This window comes from Yersinia hibernica (assembly GCF_004124235.1).
GTDB lineage: Bacteria > Pseudomonadota > Gammaproteobacteria > Enterobacterales > Enterobacteriaceae > Yersinia > Yersinia hibernica.
Genome location: NZ_CP032487.1, coordinates 2,383,227 through 2,406,001, shown reverse-complemented (window position 1 = coordinate 2,406,001; position 22,775 = coordinate 2,383,227). Strand labels below are relative to the sequence as shown.

Here is a 22,775-nt window from a genome sequence, read left to right as displayed (position 1 = left end):
ATGGAAATGGAAAAAGAGTTAAAGAAACTTTCATATAGCGGAGTGGCCATCGCCATCCTGCTAACACTGGCACCCAATGATGTTTTTGCGATGCACATCATGGAGGGGTTTTTACCGCCAATGTGGGCCTTGGCCTGGTGGATACTGTTCCTGCCGTGCTTGTTTATGGGGCTGGTGCGCTTAAAACAGATTGTCTCTGAAGACAGTAATCAAAAAGTGCTGCTGGCGCTGTGCGGCGCTTTTATTTTCGTGTTATCTGCGTTGAAAATTCCCTCAGTGACCGGCAGTTGCTCACATCCAACCGGTGTCGGGCTGGCGGTCATTCTGTTTGGGCCGGTCGTGGTGGCGGTGTTGGGCGCGATTGTGCTGCTGTTCCAAGCGCTATTATTGGCACACGGCGGTTTGACGACCTTAGGGGCGAATGGCATGTCAATGGCGGTCATTGGGCCGGTGGTGGGCTATCTGGTCTGGAAATTGGCCTGTAAGGCCGGGTTGCGCCGTGATGTTGGGGTATTCCTCTGTGCCATGCTGGCGGACTTAACCACCTATTTTGTCACCTCGGTACAGCTCGGTTTGGCCTTTCCAGACCCACAATTTGGTGTCAGTGGCTCGGTGGTCAAATTTATGGGGGTGTTCTGCATTACCCAGATCCCGATTGCCATTGCCGAAGGGCTGCTGACGGTGATGATTTATGACCAATTAACTAAACGCCAGTTAATTCACGCGGAGACACATTAACATGAAAAAGACACTTATTTTGCTGGCGATGGTTATCGCTCTGGTCATAATGCCGTTCTTTATTAATCACGGTGGTGAATACGGTGGCTCAGATGGTGAAGCTGAAACCTTGATCCAGGCAACAGCACCCCATTACCAACCCTGGTTCCAGCCTTTGTATGAGCCGGCCAGCGGCGAAATTGAAAGTTTGCTCTTCACCCTGCAAGGTTCCATTGGGGCGGCGGTGATTTTCTATATCTTAGGCTATTACCGGGGGAAACGCGGTGAGCATGCTGGGGATTGATAAACTAAGTTATCAAAGCCGCTGGCGACAGGTCGATCCCATGGGAAAACTGGTGTTATATGGCGTTTTCCTATTATTGGCCATGCTTAGCCCGCCGATGTATCAAGCATTGCTGCTCGTGTTTATCGCCGGGCTGACCTGCTACTTGCTGCGGGTGGGGCCGAGGCGTTATTTACGCTGGTTGGCGCTACCGCTCTCTTTCTTGTTGGTGGGGCTGGTGACCATTGTGTTATCGCTTTCCCGCCAACCGGAGAGTTTATGGTGGGGGGTACAAATGGGTCATTGGTGGCTGGGGATTGATAGAGTCGGCTTAGCGACCGCTAATCAAACACTGTGGCGCAGTTTGGCGGCATTGGCGGCGACGTTTTGGTTTGTGCTTAACACGCCTTTTCCGCAGCTTATCCAAATATTGAAGCGCTGCCATGCCCCGCGATTGCTCACTGAGCAGATCCTGCTGACTTGGCGTTTTATCTTTATTTTGATTGAAGAGGCCGCGGCTATCCAACAGGCGCAGTCTCTGCGATTTGGCTATATCTCATTGCGTATCGGCTACCACTCGCTAGCAATGTTGGTCGGTATGTTATTTACCCGCGTGATGATTCGCTATCAGCAAATGGTCATTGCGCTGGATATGAAACTCTATCAGGGCGATTTCCACCTGTAAGGCAGAATGTCATGTTAGCCACAAGGCAGTTAGGTTTCAGCTATCAGGATGAGCAAGTACTGCATGATTTGACTTTGGATTTCAGTCAGCACGCGGTCACCGGCGTTTTGGGGGCCAATGGTTGTGGTAAATCCACCTTGTTTATGAACCTGACCGGCATCCTGCAACCCCAGCAGGGGGCGGTATTGTGGCAAGGTGAGCCGCTCAGTTATAAAAAAGCCCATTTGCGCGAATTACGCCAGCGCGTGACCACGGTGTTTCAAGACCCGGAACAGCAGGTTTTTTATACTGACATTGATAGCGACATTGCTTTCAGTTTGCGCAATTTAGGCATGCCAGAAGATATTATTGCACAGCGTGTTGACCGGGCATTGACCCTGGTTGACGCACAAGGATTTCGCCATAAATCTATCCAACATTTGAGCCACGGCCAGAAAAAGCGGGTGGCGATTGCTGGCGCGCTAGTCATGGAGGCGGAATATCTGTTGCTGGATGAACCTACCGCCGGGCTAGACCCCGCGGGCCGCCAGCACATGATTACTATTATTGAGCGCATTGTCGCCGAGGGAAAACGGGTTATTCTCTCCAGCCATGATATCGATCTGATTTATAAGGTTTGCGACTATTTGTATGTCTTATCGCGCGGGCATCTGGTGATTGCGGGCGCAACAACCGATGTATTTTTGCAACAGGATAAACTCCAGGCTGCTGGGCTGGTTCAGCCCTGGTTAGTCAAAATGCACAGTGAGCTGGGGTTGCCACTGTGCAAAACAGAAGAACAACTTTTTGCGCTGATGCATCAGCGGGAAACGGAGGAAATGCGATGAGTCGGCCTGTGAAGAATTTATCGATAATGGTGCAGGGCACAGCATCCGATGTCGGTAAAAGTGTATTAGTGGCAGGGCTATGCCGCATTTTTATGCAAAATGGTTACCGCTGCGCGCCTTTTAAATCACAGAATATGGCCCTTAATTCAGGGATTACGGCGCAAGGTGAAGAGATGGGCCGCGCGCAGATTTTTCAGGCCGAGGCCGCCGCAATAGCCCCGGATGTCCGTATGAATCCGGTGTTGCTCAAGCCCACCAGTGACCGCAAGGCGCAGGTAGTGTTAATGGGCAAAGTTGCCTGCAATATGGATGCCGTGGAATACCACCAATATAAACCGCAACTGCAACAACAAATTAGCGCGGTTTACCATAGCCTAGCGCGCGAATATGACGTCATGGTGCTGGAGGGGGCGGGCAGCCCGGCGGAAATCAATCTGCGTGATCGTGACATCGTCAATATGGGCATGGCGGAGATGGCGGATGCGCCAGTGTTATTGGTGGCTGATATCGATCGCGGCGGTGTTTTTGCCTCTATCTATGGCACCTTGGCATTGTTGCATCCGCATGAAAAAGCCCGGGTCAAAGGGGTGATAATCAATAAATTTCGCGGTGACATCGCGCTGCTCAAGCCGGGTTTAGAACAGATTGAAGCTTTGACGGACGTGCCGGTGCTGGGGGTGATGCCGTGGCTGGATATTGATTTAGAAGATGAAGATGGCGTCGCATTGCAAAATGGCAAATATCAGGATGCCGCGGAAAAGTCGCTGGATATCGCCGTGATTCGCTTGCCACACATCGCCAATTTTACCGATTTTAATGCGCTGGCCGCTCAACCGGATGTCCGCCTGCGCTATGTTTCTCAATTGTCGGCGTTGGGTCAACCGGACTTAATTATCCTGCCGGGTAGCAAGAATACGCTGGGGGATTTGCAATGGTTGCACCACAGCGGATTGGCGGCGGCGTTACTGGCGCAGCATCAACATAATGTACCCGTGATAGGTATTTGTGGCGGTTATCAAATGCTGGGCAAACGTATCATTGATGGTGTGGAGTCGGGCCTTGAGCAGATGGACGGCTTGGGGCTATTGGATGTGGAGACCGCGTTTGCCCACGATAAAGTCACCACGCGAGTGAGCGGCTATTGTCAGACTGGCCTGCCAGGGATCCTGGCAAATTGCGGTGAGCAGCAGCTTGAGGGCTATGAAATCCATATGGGTGTCTCCCATCTGGGGAGCGATGCGACGCCGTTTGCCCGCTTAATGCTGCGCAATGGGCAATCCGAGCAGTGGCTGGATGGCGCGCTAAATGCCGATGGCAGCGTGCTGGGCAGCTACATTCACGGGGTGTTTGACAGCCACTATTTTACCCGCGCGCTATTGGATAACCTGCGCCAGCGCAAAGGGCTGGCGGCCTTTGACGGGGTGGCCGTCAATTATGCTGAACATAAACAGCAACAGTTCGACATTTTGGCATCATGCATGCGCGAACATATTGATATTGATAAAATTTTTCAACTCATGCAAACACATCAACAGGAGCGCGCGCAGTGATTTTGATTACCGGGGGGGCGCGCAGTGGCAAGAGCTCATTAGCCGAACGCCTAGCCGCGCAAGCTGCTGAGCGGGTGTTTTACATAGCCACCTCGGTGGTGACAGATACAGAAATGGCCGCGCGAGTGGAATTACATCGCGCCAGCCGCCCAGCGCACTGGCGAACTTGGGAAGGGTATCGAGACCTCGGCATGGTGCTTGAGCAACAGGTTGAGCCCGGTGAAGCCGTGATGTTGGAGTGCATCACGACACTTATCACCAATTTACTGTTTGAACTGGCGGGTGATACCCCGCCGGAGCAGATGGATTTTACATTATTGGAAGTGGGGATTCAGCAGCAAATTACCGACCTGCTGGCAGCTTGTGCCCGAAGTTCAGCGCCTATCTATCTGGTCACCAATGAGTTGGGCATGGGAATTGTGCCGGAAAACCGCTTGGCTCGGCATTTTCGTGATATCGCCGGGCGGGTCAACCAGCGCCTGGCTGCCGCCGCTGACGAGGTGTTTCTCGTGGTTTCTGGCATTGAGGTAAAAATTAAATGAGCCTGCGTTTATTTCTCGCAACATTGCAGTTTATGACCCGCATTCCGGTGCCTGAGCGCTGGACTCACGGGCTGGCGATGGATAACTATGAGCGCGGTATTATTGGTTTTCCTCTGATTGGCTTGATTGTCGGGGCGATCGCGGGGGGGGGATTCACTCTGTTGGCTCCGTGGTGTGGTGTGCCGCTGGCGGCGCTGGGATATGTCCTGGTATTGGCGCTGGTGACCGGCGCTTTTCATCTCGATGGGCTGGCAGATACCTGTGATGGGGTGTTTTCTGCCCGTCAACGCGAGCAAATGCTGGAGATCATGCGCGACAGCCGCCTCGGTACTAATGGCGGTTTGGCGCTGATATTTATCGTGGTCGCCAAAGTGCTGGTGGTCAGTGAATTGGCACTGCGCGATGTGCCCATGTTAGCGATGCTCACTGCAGCATCCGTGGCTGGGCGCACGGTCATTGTATTGTTGATGTATCGCCAACGTTATGCGCGCGAAGGTAATGGGTTAGGCAATATATACATTGGTAAAGTCACGGGGTGGCAAACCGCCGTCACTTTGGCCGGTGGGGCGGTATTGACACTGTTGCTCGGTAAGGGGGCGGCACTGTTGGCGCTGATTATCGCCATGGTTGTTGTGCTGCTATTGGCGGTCTACCTGCGCCGCCGTTTAGGGGGGCAAACCGGTGACACACTGGGTGCCGCTGCTGAAGTGGGTGAATTGGTATTCTTACTGGCGCTATTGTGAGGCGGCCGGTTTCCGATCAATCTTGATGAGCCATTGTATGCGACTTTTTCTGGTGCGCCATGGGCAAACTGAAGCCAATTTGCGCGGTGTTTTTTGCGGCCTGACCGATGTGGCGTTAACCCCGCAGGGGGTAGCACAGGCTGGCGATGTCGCGGGTTGGCTGGCGGATGTGGCGTTCGGCCATGGCGTCAGTAGCCAGTTACTGCGCGCGCGCCATACTGCCAATATTGTGTTGGCGGGGCATTCACTGGATGCAGGCACCGACGACCAATTAAATGAAATGAATTTTGGTCAATGGGAAATGCGCCATCACCATGATTTACAACGTGAAGACCCTGATGCATGGGCGGCATGGCTGGCGGACTGGCAACAGGCCAGCCCCACCGGCGGGGAGTCTTTTCCACAGTTTTCAGCCCGGATAGAAAGCGTGGTTCAGTCACTGCTTTCAATAAAAAATAACGATAACAATCAGTTACTGGTTTCCCATCAAGGGGTATTAAGCCTGATGCTGGCGCGCTTACTGGCAATGCCGGCGGCAGCCATGTGGCATTTTCATTTTGAGCAGGGGGCATACAGCGTGTTGGAGATCCACCAAGGATTTGTCACGTTGTGTGCGTTCAACAGCCGGGCTGTTTGGCAGCCTGCAACACGAGGTTAAATACATGCAAACACTGTCATCAATTCTACGCACTATTGGGCCGCTAGATAGCAGGGCCATGACCCGCGCCAAAACACGGCTGGATGGTTTGCTAAAACCCCCTGGTAGCCTAGGGCGTTTAGAGCAATTGGCGATTCAACTGGCTGGAATGCGTGGGTTATATGGTCATCAAGTCGAGCGCAAACAAATCATCGTGATGGCCGCTGACCACGGTGTTTACGATGAGGGGGTGGCTGTCTCCCCGCGCGCCGTGACGATGGTTCAGGCATTGAATATGGTGAAAGGCACCACCGGTGTTTGTGTGCTGGCCGCCAATGCCGGGGTTGAAGTGAAAGTGGTTGATGTGGGGATCGACAGTGAGACGCTAGCGGGCGTGCTAGATATGAAAGTGGCGCGAGGCAGTGGCAATATCGCCTGTGAGGCCGCCATGACCCGCCTGCAAGCTGAAGACTTACTGCTCGCCAGTGCGAAGCTGACATTACAGCAGGCGGCTGATGGTGTGAAAGTGTTTGGTGTGGGCGAATTAGGCATGGCGAATACGACACCAGCGGCGGCGATGGTCAGTGTGTTCACTGACAGCGACCCACAATGTGTTGTGGGGATTGGGGCAAATTTCCCCAGTGAACAATTGCATCATAAAGTGGCGGTTGTCCGGCGGGCGATTGAAACCAATCAACCGGATGGCAGTGATGGTATTGATGTGTTGGCCAAAGTCGGTGGTTTTGATTTGGTGGGTATGACCGGGGTGATGTTAGGTGCGGCGGCTGCAGGTTTGCCGGTGGTGTTGGATGGTTTTCTCTCCTATGCATCGGCATTGGCCGCTTGCCGTATTGCCCCGGGAGTGCATGATTATCTGATTCCATCGCACTTGTCGGCCGAGAAAGGCGCGGTTATCGCTCTCAACCATTTGCAACTTGAGCCTTACCTGCAAATGGGCATGCGCCTAGGTGAGGGGAGCGGTGCGGCGCTCGCCATGCATTTGGTGGATGCGGCCTGCGCGATGTATAACAATATGGGGTCATTGGCGGAGAGTAATATCGAATTGCCAACGCCAACTATTTGATATTGTTTCAACAATGATGACTGAAGCAAGTTTCGGTTGATAACCCAAACCTGCTTCAGTGTATGCCAATGGCAATTTATATTAATAATAACAATTAGTTATTCTTGTTCTGCAACCCATGTACGGTCAGATTATTGTTATCCACCTGCGGCAAACCCGTCGTCGCAGAAGATGACAGTAACCCGGTCTCAACATAGTTGAAGAGTTTCTCGCGGGTATCAGTGATATCCAGATTGCGCATGGTTAACTGCCCAATACGGTCGTCGGGTGAGAACACCGAATCACCTTTCTCCATGGTCAGGCGCTCTGGTTTGTAAGTCAGATTCTCAGACACCGTATTTAAGATGGAGTAATCATTGCCCCGGCGCAGTTCCAGTGTGACTTCACCGGTGATTTCGCTGGCGACCCAACGCTGAGCCGAGTCACGCAGCATCAGTGCTTGTGGATCGAACCAACGGCCTTGGTACAGCAGCCGGCCCAACACGCGGCCATTAGCATGGTATTGCTCAATAGTATCTTCGTTATGAATACCGGTCAGCAGGCGTTCATAAGCGATGTGCAGCAATGCCATCCCCGGGGCTTCGTAAATACCACGGCTTTTGGCTTCGATAATGCGGTTTTCAATTTGGTCGCTCATACCCAAACCGTGACGACCGCCGATGCGATTGGCTTCCATCATCAGCTCAACACTGTCGTCAAACACCACGCCATTTAACGCAACCGGATAACCACGCTCAAAACGGACAGAAACTTGCTCCGCTTTCACCACCACATTTTCGTCCCAGAATTTTACGCCCATAATCGGGTTAACGATTTTGACGCTGGAGTTCAGGAATTCCAAATCTTTGGCTTCGTGAGTGGCACCCAACATATTGGAGTCAGTGGAATAGGCTTTTTCGGTCGACATTTTGTAATCGAAACCGGATTGAATCATAAATTCGGACATTTCATGGCGGCCACCGAGTTCGTCAATAAAGTCAGTATCCAGCCATGGCTTATAAATTTTTAACTCTGCATTGGTCAACAGACCGTAACGATAGAAACGCTCAATATCATTACCTTTGTAAGTACTGCCGTCACCCCAAATATTCACGCCGTCTTCTTTCATTGCGGCAACTAACATCGTCCCGGTAACCGCCCGACCCAGTGGCGTGGTGTTGAAGTAAGTAACACCCGCAGTGGTGTTATGGAAAGCCCCACACTGAATGGCGGCAATCCCCTCAGCAACCAGTTGTTTCCGGCAATCAATCAGGCGAGCTTTCTCAGCACCGTACTCCATCGCTTTACGCGGAATGGCATCGTAATCTTCTTCATCAGGCTGACCCAGATTGGCGGTATAGGCGTAAGGAATCGCCCCTTTTTTCTGCATCCACAGCAGTGCTGCGCTGGTGTCCAAACCACCGGAAAAAGCAATACCAACACGCTGATTAATAGGAAGGTGTTTGAGAATAGTTGTCATCAATTAAATCCTGTATGAATTAGGTCTGTCTGGCAAAGGTTTCAATGCCTACATTGATATCGCAAAACGGGTGTTCGAGTCAAAGAGATTTTGCATATTTATGTATATCTTATTGCATAACTATTTCATTATCTATGTTGTGAAATTGCGTTTCATTTAAATTAACCTGCCATTCTGTTATGATGGGTGGGTCGACTTTTTATCGTGTATTACACGTTAAAATTTAAAGTGAGAAATCGCCATTGTAAATCTGCGCTTAGGGATATTTCACCATAGTGGTGGAAAGCGCGGAGGTATGCAAATGGGTAGGGTTTCAGGGACTGTTAAGTTGAAAATCTTTTGCGAAAATGCCTGGTATAAAAAGCGAAAATCATATCGGGTACTGTTTTGGCGTGAAATAACGCCGCTGGCGATCCCACTGTTTATTGAAGGCTTGTGCGTGTTGCTGATGGGCGTGTTTAGCACTTTGCTGGTCAGCTGGTTGGGCAAAGAAGCGATGGCCGCGGTGGGGCTGGCCGATAGTTTCAATATGTTGATTGCGGCTTTTTTTGCTTCAGTAGCGCTCGGTACGTCAGTGGTAGTGTCATTCAGCTTGGGCCAGCGCAAGCGCAAACAGGCACAAACCGCGGCACGTGAATCCATCTCCTTGTTAGTCCTCATCTCCTGTTTATTAGTGTTATTGGTGCATTTTGCCGGGGAAGCCATTATCAATCTAATGGCCAGCCAGGCTGATCCTGAAGTTAAGGCGATGGCGTTGACCTACCTGCATTTGACGGTGTGGAATTATCCGGCCATGGCAATAACCCTGGTGGGATGCGGTGCCTTACGCGGCGCGGGTAATACACGGCTGCCGATGTTTATCAATATCGCCATGAATATTCTCAATATTGCCATCAGTAGTGTGCTGATTTACGGTTTGTGGCATTGGCAAGGGCTGGGTTTTGTCGGTGCGGGGATTGGCATCACACTCTCCCGTTATTTAGGTGCCCTGGTCGTGGTGTTGGTGTTGATTTTCGGGGCCAATAATACTCTGCGCATCCCCTTTAAAGCCTATTTTATGCCCTTTACTTCGGCCATCATGTTCGAGGTTTTGAGTATTGGCATTCCTGCCAGTGTTGAGTCGGTGATGTTTAGTATTGGAAAGCTGATTACTCAGCGCTTTGTGGCCGGGATGGGGACAGAAGTCATTGCCGGCAACTTTATTGCATTCTCAATCGTCGGGCTGATTAACTTGCCGGGTAATGCGCTGGGGTATACCTCGACGATTATTATCGGAACCCGCTTGGGGAAAGGGCAGATTTTGCAGCCCATCCGTCAGCTCCAGCATATTTTTTGGCTCTCAACGCTGGGGGTCTGTTTTATTGCGGTGCTGTCTATCCCCAGCGCCGGATTCTTGGCCGCGTTGTATACCAATGAGCCGGGGGTTATCGACGTCGTTAAGCACCTGATTTGGATAAACGCGCTCTTCATGCCAATTTGGGCGGCGGCCTGGGTGCTGCCGTCGGGGTTAAAAGGCGCGAAAGATGCCAGTTACACTATGTGGGTCGCACTTGCTGGAATGTGGGGATGCCGTATTATCGTCGGTTACATTTTGGGGGTGACATTAGGATTTGGTGTCACCGGGGTATGGATGGGGATGTTCCTCGACTGGATAGTGCGCGGCGTACTATTTTACCGCCGGATGTCCACTGGCCGCTGGTTATGGCGTTATCGGCCAGCGGCATAAGTTCAGTATATCCGTAACCCCAGTTTACGGAGCCAAGCCGCGCCAGTGCATTGATAGCAAAGACCCGCCGCACTTTATCAATCTGATATCGAATTATTAAGCATTTCGCGCCAATTGCCGATAAAGAAATAAGTTCTACTATTGTGCGCACCAGCAAGGTAATGAGAAGTCGTGGGATGAGCGCGTGCCGTGTTGTATTGGACTTCTTATTTGCAGCGGGGAAAGTATGGATAATTTTCAAAAAGAGATAGAGGAGAGAACTAATCTCACCTCCTCCAACAGATTTGAACTGTTGCTGTTCCGTTTAGGGGAGTCCCAAAAGGAACAACAATCGGAGTTATACGGTATTAACGTGTTTAAATTGCGCGAAATTGTCCCGATGCCAACCCTAACCAAAGCGGCAGGCATGGCTTCACCAATGATGGGCGTGGCGAATATACGTGGTGAAATCATTCCTGTAATTGACCTGCCAGCGATTGTGGGGTGTGTGCCCAAAACTGGATTGAATATTCTGCTGGTGACTGAATATGCCCGCAGCACCCAGGCCTTTGCGGTGGAGTCTGTTGACGATATCGTTCGTCTGGAATGGAGCCAGGTACTGGCTGCCGATGCGGGGGTAAAAAGCCGCAATATCACCAGTATCGCCCGGCTCGATAATGACACCGCCAGTAACAGGTTAGCGCTGGTATTAGATGTCGAACAAATTTTATATGACATTATTCCCGCTAACCGCAATGTGCAAATTGATAGCGAGAAAACCAAGGCATTTGATTTGAAGCCGGATGCGGTGGCTATTGTGGCAGAAGATTCAAAAGTGGCCCGCTCTATGCTGGAACAAGCGCTGAAGATGATGAATATTCCCGCCGTGATGCATATCACTGGCTTAGAGGCATGGAATAAAATCAAGAAGATAGCTGAAGAGGCGAGGGCTGAGGGCCGCCCTGTCTCGGATAAAATCTCATTTGTGCTAACTGACTTAGAAATGCCGGAGATGGATGGCTTTACCCTGACATTAAATATTAAGCGGGATGAATTCCTGAAGAATATTCCTGTCATTATCCATTCTTCATTATCGGGGAGTGCGAATGAAGATCATGTCCGCAAAGTGGGTGCTGATGCCTATGTAGCAAAATTCGAAGCTAACGAATTGGAAGCGGCGATTCACCGAGCATTGGACTCAAAAAAGTCCTGAATCCATAGCGGCAATAATGATTCCAACAGACCGCTCCTGAGAATAATCCTCGCCGGAGCGGTTTTACGTGTGTAGAGCGGCGAGCTTGGTAATTGTGCCAGTGCGTGTTGGCGGCGTTGCTCTGGATCTTGTATATCAGAAAGCGATTCTAATCATGGGATTGGAATGCAAAAAACCCGCTTAGTTGCCTAAGCGGGTTTCTCTAATTTGGCTCCTCTGACTGGACTCGAACCAGTGACATACGGATTAACAGTCCGCCGTTCTACCGACTGAACTACAGAGGAATCGTGTGAACGGGGCGAATAATAGCGGGGTCCGAGGAACATGTCAAAGGGGAAACAGTAAATTTGGATTGTTTGCTTACAGTTTGTGCAACTTATTGAGATTTTTGGCTTTTCGAGCAATACTCGCCGACAAAATCGCCATGGCGGCCGATAAAGTGGCGAGCAGTTGTGTGGTCACACTGCCCGCCAGAGAACTTATTGCGGGGCATCCGTCAGGACAAACATGCCATATGGATGAATTTGCAGGTAATAGTTATCGCCAGGAGCCGGTTGCAACTGTGTGGCATTCACTTGCAATAATAATGATTGACCCTGCCAATCAACTAAAACCTCATATTGCGGCCCCATATAAGCTACTTTATTGATAGTGCAGCGCTGGCTTGGCTCACCTTGCTGGCTAAGGGTAATGGCCTCTGGTCTTACACCCACGGTAGCTTGTTGATATCCTGCAGCAAATCCTTGTGGACGAGGGATGTGATAGCCAAAGATTTCGACGCTATCACTGTTGATACGCGCGGGAAAGACGTTGGCATCCCCCATAAAACTGGCCATAAAGTGTGACGCCGGGTGGCGATATAATTCTTGCGGTGCACCAATTTGCATGATTTTGCCTTTATTCATCACCAATACGGTATCAGAAACGGCGAAAGCTTCACTTTGGTCGTGTGTCACATAGAGCGAAGTAATATTAAACTGCTGCTGCAATTCACGAATCTTATCGCGCATACTGCGGCGCAAGTTAGCATCCAGATTACTGAGGGGCTCATCAAACAGCAGCACTTTAGGTTTTAGAATCAGTGCCCTTGCCAGCGCCACGCGCTGCTGTTGCCCCCCTGAAATCTGATCGACAAAACGGTCTGCAAAGCCGTTTAAGTCCACCAATGCCAGTGCTTCCTTCACCCGTTCGCGAATTTCATCTTTTGGACGCCCCAGCATTTTCAGGCCATAACTAATATTTTCGCCCAGAGACATATGGGGGAACAAGGCATAGGACTGAAACACCATACAGATATCCCGTTGCTGGATAGATCTGTCCGTAACATCCTCACCGTCGATAAAAATTTGCCCGCCAGTGGGTTTTTCCAGCCCGGCAACCAGCCGTAATACCGTGGTTTTACCACAGCCGGAGGGCCCAAGTAAGGTGACCATTTCGCCTTTAGGGATAGCCAGATTTAAGTCATCAATGACGGTATTGCTGCCAAAACGCTTACTGACATGCTTGAGTTCGACAAAATGCTTTTTCTCAGTCACTTGGTTTTTATCAGAAAAATAATTTTTGTTAGACCCATTATTTTCGTTAGTCATCATGTTAAGCCTTTTCAGTGCGCCATTATTCGGCGTTACTGGCTTTTGAGCGGGCAATTCGCGCTTCGCCAACCAGATAATCAAATAGGAAGATGATGGCGAGCATCACCACAATCAGAATTGAGCCGTAGGCAATCGCGATACCGTATTCACCATCTTCTACGCGGTTAAGGATGTAGGAGGTGGCGACTCGCGTATCTGGCGTCACCAAGAAAACAATGGCACTGACCGTCGTCATAGCCCGCACAAAGCTGTAAATCAGTGCCGATAAAATCGCCGGACGCAACAATGGCAGCAAAATGTAAATCACGGTGCGCAGCGAACCGGCTCGCAAGCTGAGTGAGGCCTCGTCCAGTGATTTATCGAGTTGCCCGAGGCCGGCAATCCCGGCACGTATCCCAACTGGAACATTTCGCATCACCATCGAGATAATGACGATGGCCGCCGTGCCAGTCAGGTACACCGGCGCACTGTTAAAGGCCAAAATATAGGAGACCCCGGCCACGGTTCCCGGTACGGCGAAACACAGCATGGTGCTGAACTCGATGGTTTTTTTCCCTCGGAATTGCTGGCGAACCACGATATAGGCAATGAGCAGACCAAAAGCGGCGGTGATAGGTGCGGCGATACCGGCATAGAGCAGGGTATCGAGCAATGAGGGCCAAGCACCGTCACTGAAACCTTGGCCAAATAGCTGATTGAAGTTATTCAGCGTTAAGGTGTAATCGACGCCCCAGTTGACGGTAAAGCTGCCATAGAAAATGCTGCCGTAAAGCAACACGTTAAAGGCAATCCACACATACAACATGGCCGTCGTGCCCCACACCAGAGTGACGGGCAATGGTTGGACATCGCCGCGCGAAGATTTACCGGAGATGGTGACGTAGGAGCGCTTGCCTATCCACATGTATTGGATACAGAAAATAAACAGCGAGAACATCAGTAGAATGACGCCGAGTGTGGATGCCGCCGGATAATCAAGTTGCGCGCCAGTGATGTAGAAGTAGATTTGCGTGGCGAGCACGTCAAAGTTCCCCCCCAATACCAGTGGGTTACTGAAATCTGCCAGTGACTGCACAATGACTATCAAAAATGAGTTCGCCAGTGCCGGTTTCAATAGCGGCAGAAATACCTGCATAAAAGTCTGCCAGCGGCTGGCGCGCAGGGTATAAGAGGCTTCTTCCAGCGACGGATGAATGGTTTTAATCGCGCCGTCGAGGATCATAAATGACATCGGGGTAAAGGCCAGAACTTGTGCCAGCCAGATACCGGTAAAACCATAGAGCCAGTTAGTGTTCGTTAGGCCGAACCACGTGACCATTAACTCGGTGACATAACCGGAGCGGCCCATCATCAGGGTGACGCCCAGCCCCACCACAAACGGCGGGGTGACAATCGGCAGAATGGAGAAAATCCGCCCCAGCAAAGCTGAGCGCTTGGCAATTCTGGTGGTGTAAATGGCTAGCACCATGCCAAAGAATGTGCAGCCGATACCGACTGCAACCGACAGCACGAACGAATTCCAGATAACTTGCAGGATATGCGCCTGCCCGAGGATCGCCATAAATTGCCATGGCGCAAACGCTCCGCTTTCGTCAGTAAACACCGGAATGAAGATAGCGATACTGGGAAACAGAATGAAGACGGTTATCAAAGCAATAATGGTGACCAATGATCCGATTACAAAACGGTCGCCGCCCAGCCATTCAAGGCGAGCGAGCGCCAATGTAATGATGGCCCCCAAAGCAATAAACAAGCCAATCGTGGCAAAACCTAAGCCACGTTGCAGCCATGCAGAGCTTATTACCACGAATAGAGCGCAGAATAGGGCAAAACCGGCATCAAATAAATGGCGAGCACGGTGTTCGCGCCCTTGCGGGGAGAGTGGTCTGAAAAGCAATACTAATGGCAGGGTAAACCACAATGTGCTGATGTTTAGCCCAGACCAACCATAAGCGAGCAGCAGCTCAGAGCGGCTCGCTTCAAGCAGGCCGTAATCCAGACTGAAAGTGGGTAATAAGGCAAAAGCAGCCACGGCAAACGCCAGCCAATAGAAAATAGCATCCCGTGTCTGCGGGAGCCGCAGAGTATGTGTCATGGTGTTCCCTAGATAACCACCCGGTGTCTTTGGCGCTACAGCGGTGTGGTTAACTTTGCTGCAACGCCAATGACCTTGGGTATAGAAGTAGTCGATAAGTTATTAATATTTATACTTGGTGGTTATTGACCCATCTTGACGTCATTGACCCACTTGGTTATCAGTTTCTTACGCATTTCGGTGGCACCATAAGTGTCCATATCGTAGTTAATCAGCTTCAGATCGTCGAGCTTGAGTGAGTTAGGGGAGGTCGCTGCCGTCGTGTTGGTCAGAATCTGGTATGACTGGCCTTTCTGCCATGCCAATTCTTGTGCGTCTTTTGACAATACCCAGTCAACAAATAACTTGGCATTGTCCAGATTCCGCGCCCCTTTCAAAATACTGACCCCACCAATTTCATAGCCAGACCCTTCGCAGGGTGAAATCAATTTCAGTGGCGCGCCTTTCTCTTTTTCCAGAGAGTAATCATGCAAGAAGCCAATGCCGATGGTGGTTTCGCCACGTGCGGCGTTACGGGCCGGGGCGATACCTGACTTGGTGTATTGCGACACGTTGGCATTCAGTTTTTTCAGGTAATCGAATGCCGCCTCTTCCCCCCATAACTGTGAGAAAGTTGCCAGTGCGGTGTAGGCGGTGCCAGAGCTTTGCGGATCGGCAATCTGGATTTCGCCTTTATAGACCGGGTTGGTCAGGTCTTTCCAGCATTTTGGCTCTGGCAGGCCCTTCTCTTTCAGGCGGTCAGTATTGACTCCCAGCCCTAAAATGCCGATATAAACGGCGGAGGAGTAATTACCTTTGCGTTTTGCCGGGTCACGGAACTGCGGCATGATTTGCGCTAAGTTAGGAGAGGCGTAGGGATGGAGTAAATCCATTTCACCGGCCTGTGACTGCGGGTCTAGCGTGCCGCCATACCAAACATCGGCTTGCGGATTCTTTTTCTCTGCATCCACTTTGGCCAGCGTGCTGCCGGAGCCATTACGAATAAAGCTGGTTTTTACATCGTATTTTTCGCCGAATGCTTTGGCTTCTTCTTCACACATGGCATTGGTGGCGCTGCAATAAATAACCAAACGGCCTTCCGCTTTGGCAACGGTAGTCCAGGCGCTTAGGGCGAGGCCGGCGGCGATCAATGCTGAGAGAGGTACAAGTTTCATCACATTATCCTTTTTATACCCTTATGCACACGTTACCGGGTGCAGGTTGGGCTGTCGTTATAGAGACAACGGTTACAGAGACAACAGTTGTAGGTAGCGGTATGACTGACTTTGTCTAACGTACTGCTTTCAATCGATTGATGCCGGTCATCAAGAGCGGCATCAATAACAAACCAACAGCGGCTGACGCCAGAGTAAGCAAAGCAAAAAAACCTTGCCAACCATAATGTTGCAATACTTGCGCCAGTGGCCACCCCGCCAGCGCAGCACCGAGATAAGCAAATAACCCGAGGAACCCCGTGACAGTGCCAGCGGCATCTTTATGGGTATATTCGGTGGCCGCCAGGCCAATCAGCATTTGTGGTCCAAAAACAAAAAAGCCGATGCTGAAAAACGTCACTGATAGCAGCGCATAGTTGTGTACCGGGGCCAGCCACAGGGCGGTCATGGTCAGAAATAACCCCAGCGCAAACAGCAAAATCATGGGCGCGCGCTGTCCGCGAAATAATAAATCTGACCCCCAACCGGCAAATAACGCGCCAAATAATCCCCCTAACTCAAACAGTGATAGGGTGGCATTGGCACTGAGCAAATTGACGCCATGGCTCTCTGCTAACCAAATATTGCCCCAGTCATTGAGGGCAATGCGGATCAAATAGACCAGCACATAAGAAACGCCCAGCAGCCAGATGGTGCGGTTGCGCAAAATGGCATCGCGAAAAATACGCCCCATCGGCATGGGCGGGCTTTGTTGCTCTTGCCACTGATCTTGCGGATCTCGTCGCCATTGGCCGATGGTCGGCAAACCTTGCTGTTGCGGCTTATCACACAATTGCCAGCATAACCAAATACCTAACACAATGCCGATGGTCCCGGGCACAAGCAGTGCGGCCTGCCAGCCGTAGTGCGAGGCCAGAAAAGCCGATAGCAGCGGCACCGCCGCCCCGCCAATACTGATGGACGTATTCCAACATCCCCACCAAGTGCCGCGTTCATTGCGTGAATACCAAGTACTTAGCAATTTGGCGCAAGGCGGCCATCCCCAGCCCTGAAAGAAACCATTTAAAGTCCAGACCACCAACAGGGCGGGCAGCGAGTGGCACAGGGTAAAGACCACATTCAGTATCCCGGTCATCATCAAACCGATGCCCATAATCCAGCGCGCTTGGCTGCGGTCACTGACAATGCCGGAAACAAATTTTGAGCCGCCATATGCCAAATAAAACAGTGTGCCGAGTAAGCCGATATCCCCTTTATCCAGACCCAGTTCCAGTTGCATCACCGGCATCGCGTAGTTGACACTTTTGCGTGTCAGATAAAAGGCGGCATAGCCCATCACCATGGCGGCCATCAGGCGCGGTCGCCAATAGCGGTAGCGCGCATTCACCTGTTCCGGTGTCAAAGGCTCGGCAGGTAAAGTCTTTGACGACAATGGCGGTGCTGACATGGATTCCTCCGGTAATTAGGTTGAGTGTAAGGAAGGAAAAAATAAAAGGGATCAGACAAGGTTGTAGACGGTTAGGAATAATGCTTATTTATGCGGGCTTTTGATCCCGTTCTGTGGGCAGGCTCACAGAGTCGCTGGTGCGGACATGGGTGGGCAGATTGACCACGACCCGGGTGCCTAAGCGGCGCTGTAGCAACCAGTCGCCGCCCAGCGCCCGCACGCGCTCTTCAATACCGCGCAAGCCCAATCCACCGCCGGGAGATGACTCCGGGATACCCATTCCGTCATCACGCACTTCCAAAGTGATGATATCGTCGGTCAAGTGCAGACTTACCTGGATATTGCTGGCGTTAGCGTGCTTATTAATATTATTGAGCAACTCTTGCACCAACCGGTAAAGTGTAAATATCACCACATCCTCACCGGGCGGTGAGGGTAGCGCATAATCCATTTGAAAATGAATCCCTTGCTCGGTAAAAGCAAACTCTTCTGCCAGATGATGCAGTGCTTGGTTGAGTGGCATTTCATCAAGCACTGGCGGGCGCAATTGTCGTAATAATTGGCGAGTTGTTTGGTGGATACGTTGTGACAAGCTGCTAATTTGATTGGCGGCAGATTGTGCTGCTGGCGAGGGCGCACTGCGGTTTACTAGCATCGCCTGAATTTGAATGGCGGTGATATTCTGGCCGATTTCATCATGTAGCTCGCGGGCAATTTCCTTGCGTACATCTTCCTCTGTATGCACCAGCCGTTTCATCAGTTTGCGGCGGGTTTGCAACTCTTGCTCTAGCTGATTGCGATAACGGTGCAGATGTTGTGCCAACTGCTGTTGGCGACTGATGGCGATGCCTAATGTCAGCCCCAAAAGTGCTTGAGTCGAAAGGAACAACTCCAGTTCAGCTAAATCATGAAATGCCCCACTGGCTTGACGGGTCACTGTTATCATCAAACTGCCTAATACCGCCGCTAACACCCCTCCTTGCCAGCCAAATTTATAGGCCATGAAGACATTGGGCAGGAAGACAAAAATCAGCAACAGCCGCTCCATATTCGGGGCAATGGCTATCTGCACACAAACCCCAATTGCGAAAATCAGCGAGCACCAAATGAGCAGAGATGTGCGCAGTGGCGGGTCTGGCATCTGTTGAGAGAATAAGTTTCGAATATGCTGCTGTTTTAAATATTCATATATTAGATAGGTAAATGGCACCAGCAGGATGCCGCCGGTAAAAGTGGCGAGCAGGGTTTGAGTTAATGGCAAAGGTAGCCAGTAGCTAAAAATTAGCCCGTGTAGCAGACTGTTACCCGTGACGGCGGCGAGCAGCAGTAATAGCCGCTGCCAATAAAGGGTGTAATGGTGCCAAAAACGCTGGGTCAGTCCGGCGGGTAGCAAACTGAGGAGTGGGGACAACATAATCAAAATCGTCGGTTGCAACTGCTCACTGTGCAACCACCCCAATGCAGCGCACTCTGTCAGCAATAACACCGACCAATAGCGGCGTGGCAGCAGAATTATCAATGCTAGCCGCAGGCCTTGGGGCAGTAATAAAACGGCGTGCAGGCCATCATCACTCAGATAAAAGCTAATTGTCCACAGTGCCAGCCAACTCAGCGAGAAGAAAATAGCCAGAAACAGCGATAACCCCACAGAGCGCAATTGCCACATGTCAGTTTCCTGCCAATAACTGATGTTGCAAGGCGAAATGCACCAGTTCGACAGTGGTTTCGCAATTCAGTTTACCCAGAATATTAGCCCGGTGAACATGCACAGTTTTATGGCTGAGCGATAATTTCTCAGCAATCGACTTAACACTTATTCCATTGATTAATAGCTGGAAAATCTCTTTCTCTCGTGGTGTTAACACCGCCAGTTGTTGCGGCTGTTGTGGCATATGGCGCAATGCCCGCAATGCATCGGCGCACAGATACAGCCCACCGCCATTGACGGTGCGTAGCGCTTGAACTAATTCGTCCGGGCCACAGCGCTTAGTCAAATAGCCACTGGCCCCGGCGTCCATCGCGCTTTGTACAAATGCGGTAGTGTCATAAATACTCAGGATAATGGCGCGAAAATGGGGCATTTTTTGGCGCAGGCGCTTGAGCAGACTTAAGCCACTTTCATCCGGCATTGAAATATCCATAACAGCGACATGGATATTTGTCTCGGGCAGCTTGGCCCAAGCTTCTGCCGCTGAGCCATATTCACCAATAATACGAATATCCTTTTCCAGCGATAACAACTGGGCAAAACCCGAGCGCACAACAATATGGTCATCTATCAATGCGACATTAATCATGATTTTTCATTATTACGGGACATAAGTTGGCATGATGCTCATCAATCATTAGCGTGGCAATAATTGTTATTAAAAATGTAAGAGGCTTAACATATGCGGCGGAAATCTGCTGGAGAAATAGGCAATTCTCACTGAAAAATGCAGTGCTCCACAGGGGGAGTGTGGAGCATGAAAGAGGTGGCGTGGAACTTAGACAGGTTTAGGATTACGCCGTTTTTTTACTGCGGTAGATTCGCTGCGGCCGGCCCACCTTGCCATAAATTATCTCTGCTTGTAGGGCTTGGTTAGTCGCACAAAACTCCAGATAACGGCGGGCTGTTGTCCGGCTTAAACCGAGCACCTGCGCAACATTTTCAGCGGTATATTCATCTGCATTATTAGCAAACAACATCTGAATTTTATCCAAAGTCATTTGGTCAATACCCAATGGCAATGTGACTTTTTGTTCGCCACGGGCATAAGTGTTGTACATCTCATCAATTTGGCGCTGATTGACCTTAGTACCATCTTGCAGGACTTGATGACGATGGCGATAGCGGGCCAAAGATTGTTCCAGCCGTTGGTAAGCGACCGGTTTTATCAGGTAGTCAAATACCCCATAGCGAATAGCCTCAGAGACTGTTTCACTGTCACTGGCGGCGGTAACAAAAATAATGCCGCCGGAAAACCCCTGTAAAGTCAGTTCTCGTAATAACGCCAAACCACTGCCATCGGGCAGATAGTTATCCAACAGAATCAAATCAGGATGAAAGCGGGCCACCATACTGCGGGCTTGCTGCAAATTGCCTGCTAGCCAGACTTGCTGGCAATGGGGGCTTTGCTGGATAAATTCTGCATGCATTTCTGCCAGTGGCGTTTCATCTTCTACCACTAAAATATTAAGACATTCCATGGGATCTCCCTGTCTTTGAGATCAATGCGTCTTTGGTATAAAGACGGTAAATAAGGTGCCGCGCGGCGGATTTTCTTCTAGCGTAATGGTGCCGCCACTTTGCTGAACATAGGTGGCCACCAGATACAGGCCAATACCGTGTTCGTCTGAATTTTTAGAACTGATACCCCGCTCGAACAGGCTATCTTGCAGGTGTGGGTCGATACCGCAGCCATGGTCGGCGACTTCTAAAATCACATCATCACCCTCATCAGATAGGTAAATTTCAATTTGTTTGTCACCCTCTGGATTTTTTAAGCTGGCTTCAAAAGCATTATCCAGCAGATTTCCCATAATAGCGGCCAGTTCATTCTCGCCGATATTGGGCGGTAAATGCCCTAACTGGCAGCCGGGGATAAAGTTCAAATTCAGACCTAACTCTTTGGCCCGGTGGTATTTACCAAATAATAACGCCGCAATCTGCCGGTTATTGAATGCGGTGCGCAGCATATCAATCAGTGCCTGATGGGAGGAAGATTCGGTTTTCACCATCTCCAGTGCCCGGTCAAACTCTTTCATTTGCAACAACCCACTCATCGTCGACATCCAATTAAGATGTTCATGGCGCACTGTGCGCAGATTTTCGACATATTGCTTAATCTGGCTGAGCTGGGCACTGAGAGTATGAATATCATCCTGACTGCGAAAACTCACCACCCAGCCCTGAAAAACCCTCTCTTCCGACCAAATGCCCGCCCGGTTGGCAATGGCATTTAAGCCATTAAAAGTACAGAGTTCATCTTGGCGATTGTCACCACTTTGCTCGAGAAAGAAGTGGTCAGGAGAGACCACCTCACTGACTTTACGGCCAATCAATTGCTGTGGCGTGGCTGAGATGTGTAACATTTTACGCGCATTCTGATTGATTGCAGTGATCCTCCCCTCAGGATCAACCGCTAATAGCCCTTCAAATACAGCCCCAAACAGCGCTTCTTGCTGTCTTAGCACGCGCGCTATCTCTTTCGGCTCCATTCCCATCATTTGGCGGCGGATATGGTGAGCAAACAGCCATGACAAAAGCAACAGCACCACGAGCACCAGAATAAAAGAGTGGGTCAGGGGCAGCAGATAAATCAGTCGCCAGTGATCTATTTTGCTGATCAGATAACCGAGCGAAACCACACCAATGATTTTTCCCTGTTCATCACGAATTGGGGTTTTGGCGCGCATGGCCTCGCCCATTGAGCCTTTACCAAAAATAATGTAACTCTCGCCCCTTTCCAATGCGCCGGCTTTGGTCCATTGCATCGGGTAGCCAATCATCTGCGGGTTTGGGTGATACAGGCGAATTGACTGGGTATCACCAATGACCAGGTAGTCAAGGTCGGAGGTATTGCCAAGCCGGCCGACAATTTGTGCTAGTTGGGCTTTATCACGATGTTTAACGGCATTGACCACCGAGTCCATCGACGCAATTATCTTGGCCTGATTCATTGCAGTTTTACTGACTTGATCCAACAGATATTGCTCAAAGTTATGACTGAGAAAACGATCCAGCGCGCCGACCAGTAAGATAGACACGGTTAACAGCAACAGAAATATGCGCAGTGGAAAGGCCATGTTTTTCAGCCGGCCCCATATGCGGCCGCGCCATTTTAATTTTTCTGCTATGGAATAACTTGGCACACGACTCACCTTAATTAACATATGGGCTATTGCACTGGCGATAACATAAGTTAATTTAAGAAATAATTAAATAGCTAAGAGAAATAAAAATATATATTTATAATTAAGAAAATTAAAACCATTAAATAACTTATATTTACTTTCTTATCTGTGAAATAGGTCAATTAACCGCGTTGTTTTTATGTTTA

At 50.4% G+C, this 22,775-nt stretch carries 20 protein-coding genes and 1 tRNA gene; 11 read left to right on the top strand and 10 right to left on the bottom strand.

The features are described 5' to 3' along the window. From cbiM to cobT, 9 genes are read left to right on the top strand one after another with little or no spacing between them, the layout of a single operon-like run. A complete protein-coding gene (gene cbiM, locus D5F51_RS11365) occupies positions 1–738 on the top strand; it encodes a cobalt ECF transporter S component CbiM (RefSeq protein ID WP_025377833.1) in 738 nt (245 codons plus the stop codon). Between the two features lies 1 nt (position 739). Continuing rightward, positions 740–1,021: an energy-coupling factor ABC transporter substrate-binding protein gene (locus D5F51_RS11360; protein WP_025377834.1), complete on the top strand. Its 282-nt coding sequence runs from the start codon at positions 740–742 to the stop codon at positions 1,019–1,021. Then, positions 1,008–1,685, top strand: a complete 678-nt coding sequence (locus D5F51_RS11355; protein ID WP_129196815.1) for an energy-coupling factor ABC transporter transmembrane protein — start codon at positions 1,008–1,010, stop codon at positions 1,683–1,685. The genes D5F51_RS11360 and D5F51_RS11355 overlap by 14 nt, the downstream gene beginning before the upstream one ends. Before the next feature lie 11 nt (positions 1,686–1,696). Further along, positions 1,697–2,512: an ATP-binding cassette domain-containing protein gene (locus D5F51_RS11350; protein ID WP_129196813.1), complete on the top strand. Its 816-nt coding sequence runs from the start codon at positions 1,697–1,699 to the stop codon at positions 2,510–2,512. Then, positions 2,509–4,062 (top strand): cobyric acid synthase, encoded by a 1,554-nt coding sequence (locus tag D5F51_RS11345; protein WP_129196811.1) that lies wholly within the window; start codon positions 2,509–2,511, stop codon positions 4,060–4,062. The genes D5F51_RS11350 and D5F51_RS11345 overlap by 4 nt, the downstream gene beginning before the upstream one ends. Beyond that, on the top strand, positions 4,059–4,604 hold the full coding sequence (gene cobU, locus D5F51_RS11340; RefSeq protein WP_129196809.1) for a bifunctional adenosylcobinamide kinase/adenosylcobinamide-phosphate guanylyltransferase: 546 nt from the start codon (positions 4,059–4,061) through the stop codon (positions 4,602–4,604). The genes D5F51_RS11345 and cobU overlap by 4 nt, the downstream gene beginning before the upstream one ends. Continuing rightward, on the top strand, positions 4,601–5,347 hold the full coding sequence (cobS, locus tag D5F51_RS11335; protein ID WP_129196807.1) for an adenosylcobinamide-GDP ribazoletransferase: 747 nt from the start codon (positions 4,601–4,603) through the stop codon (positions 5,345–5,347). Before cobU ends, cobS begins: the two co-directional genes overlap by 4 nt. Before the next feature lie 37 nt (positions 5,348–5,384). Next, positions 5,385–6,005: an adenosylcobalamin/alpha-ribazole phosphatase gene (locus D5F51_RS11330; RefSeq protein ID WP_129196805.1), complete on the top strand. Its 621-nt coding sequence runs from the start codon at positions 5,385–5,387 to the stop codon at positions 6,003–6,005. A 4-nt stretch (positions 6,006–6,009) separates the two neighbouring features. Further along, a complete protein-coding gene (cobT, locus tag D5F51_RS11325; protein ID WP_129196803.1) occupies positions 6,010–7,068 on the top strand; it encodes a nicotinate-nucleotide--dimethylbenzimidazole phosphoribosyltransferase in 1,059 nt (352 codons plus the stop codon). Between the two features lie 94 nt (positions 7,069–7,162). Here cobT and argG read toward each other — a convergent pair whose 3' ends face one another. Continuing rightward, on the bottom strand, positions 7,163–8,527 hold the full coding sequence (gene argG, locus D5F51_RS11320) for an argininosuccinate synthase (RefSeq protein ID WP_129196801.1): 1,365 nt from the start codon (positions 8,525–8,527) through the stop codon (positions 7,163–7,165). Positions 8,528–8,822: 295 nt separating this feature from the next. Between argG and D5F51_RS11315 the strand changes: the two genes are divergently transcribed. Together D5F51_RS11315 and D5F51_RS11310 are read left to right on the top strand one after the other, a co-directional pair. Further along, complete coding sequence (locus tag D5F51_RS11315; protein ID WP_025377841.1) at positions 8,823–10,253, top strand: EmmdR/YeeO family multidrug/toxin efflux MATE transporter; 1,431 nt, start codon at positions 8,823–8,825, stop codon at positions 10,251–10,253. Positions 10,254–10,479: 226 nt separating this feature from the next. Continuing rightward, the gene (locus D5F51_RS11310) at positions 10,480–11,445 is read left to right on the top strand and encodes a chemotaxis protein (RefSeq protein ID WP_129196799.1); all 966 of its coding nucleotides are present in this window, start codon (positions 10,480–10,482) and stop codon (positions 11,443–11,445) included. Between the two features lie 208 nt (positions 11,446–11,653). Here the strand turns inward: D5F51_RS11310 and D5F51_RS11305 are convergent. From D5F51_RS11305 to dpiB, 9 genes are all read right to left on the bottom strand, one after another. Beyond that, positions 11,654–11,729, bottom strand: a tRNA-Asn gene (locus tag D5F51_RS11305). A gap of 195 nt (positions 11,730–11,924) precedes the next feature. After that, entirely contained in the window at positions 11,925–13,034 is a 1,110-nt protein-coding gene (gene fbpC, locus D5F51_RS11300; RefSeq protein WP_129199323.1) for a ferric ABC transporter ATP-binding protein, read from the bottom strand. 25 nt (positions 13,035–13,059) lie between these two features. Further along, positions 13,060–15,132 (bottom strand): ABC transporter permease, encoded by a 2,073-nt coding sequence (locus D5F51_RS11295; protein WP_129196797.1) that lies wholly within the window; start codon positions 15,130–15,132, stop codon positions 13,060–13,062. 122 nt (positions 15,133–15,254) lie between these two features. Continuing rightward, the gene (locus tag D5F51_RS11290) at positions 15,255–16,286 is read right to left on the bottom strand and encodes an ABC transporter substrate-binding protein (RefSeq protein ID WP_129196795.1); all 1,032 of its coding nucleotides are present in this window, start codon (positions 16,284–16,286) and stop codon (positions 15,255–15,257) included. Between the two features lie 115 nt (positions 16,287–16,401). Then, positions 16,402–17,733, bottom strand: coding sequence for an MFS transporter family glucose-6-phosphate receptor UhpC (gene uhpC / locus D5F51_RS11285; RefSeq protein WP_025377845.1), 1,332 nt, complete (start codon positions 17,731–17,733; stop codon positions 16,402–16,404). Positions 17,734–17,821: 88 nt separating this feature from the next. Next, positions 17,822–19,399 (bottom strand): MASE1 domain-containing sensor histidine kinase, encoded by a 1,578-nt coding sequence (locus tag D5F51_RS11280; RefSeq protein WP_129196793.1) that lies wholly within the window; start codon positions 19,397–19,399, stop codon positions 17,822–17,824. A gap of 1 nt (position 19,400) precedes the next feature. Further along, on the bottom strand, positions 19,401–20,030 hold the full coding sequence (locus D5F51_RS11275) for a response regulator transcription factor (RefSeq protein ID WP_025377847.1): 630 nt from the start codon (positions 20,028–20,030) through the stop codon (positions 19,401–19,403). 205 nt (positions 20,031–20,235) lie between these two features. Further along, positions 20,236–20,922, bottom strand: coding sequence for a two-component response regulator DpiA (gene dpiA / locus D5F51_RS11270; protein WP_025377848.1), 687 nt, complete (start codon positions 20,920–20,922; stop codon positions 20,236–20,238). Between the two features lie 21 nt (positions 20,923–20,943). Next, positions 20,944–22,608: a sensor histidine kinase DpiB gene (dpiB, locus tag D5F51_RS11265; RefSeq protein ID WP_129196791.1), complete on the bottom strand. Its 1,665-nt coding sequence runs from the start codon at positions 22,606–22,608 to the stop codon at positions 20,944–20,946. Positions 22,609–22,775: the final 167 nt, after the last annotated feature.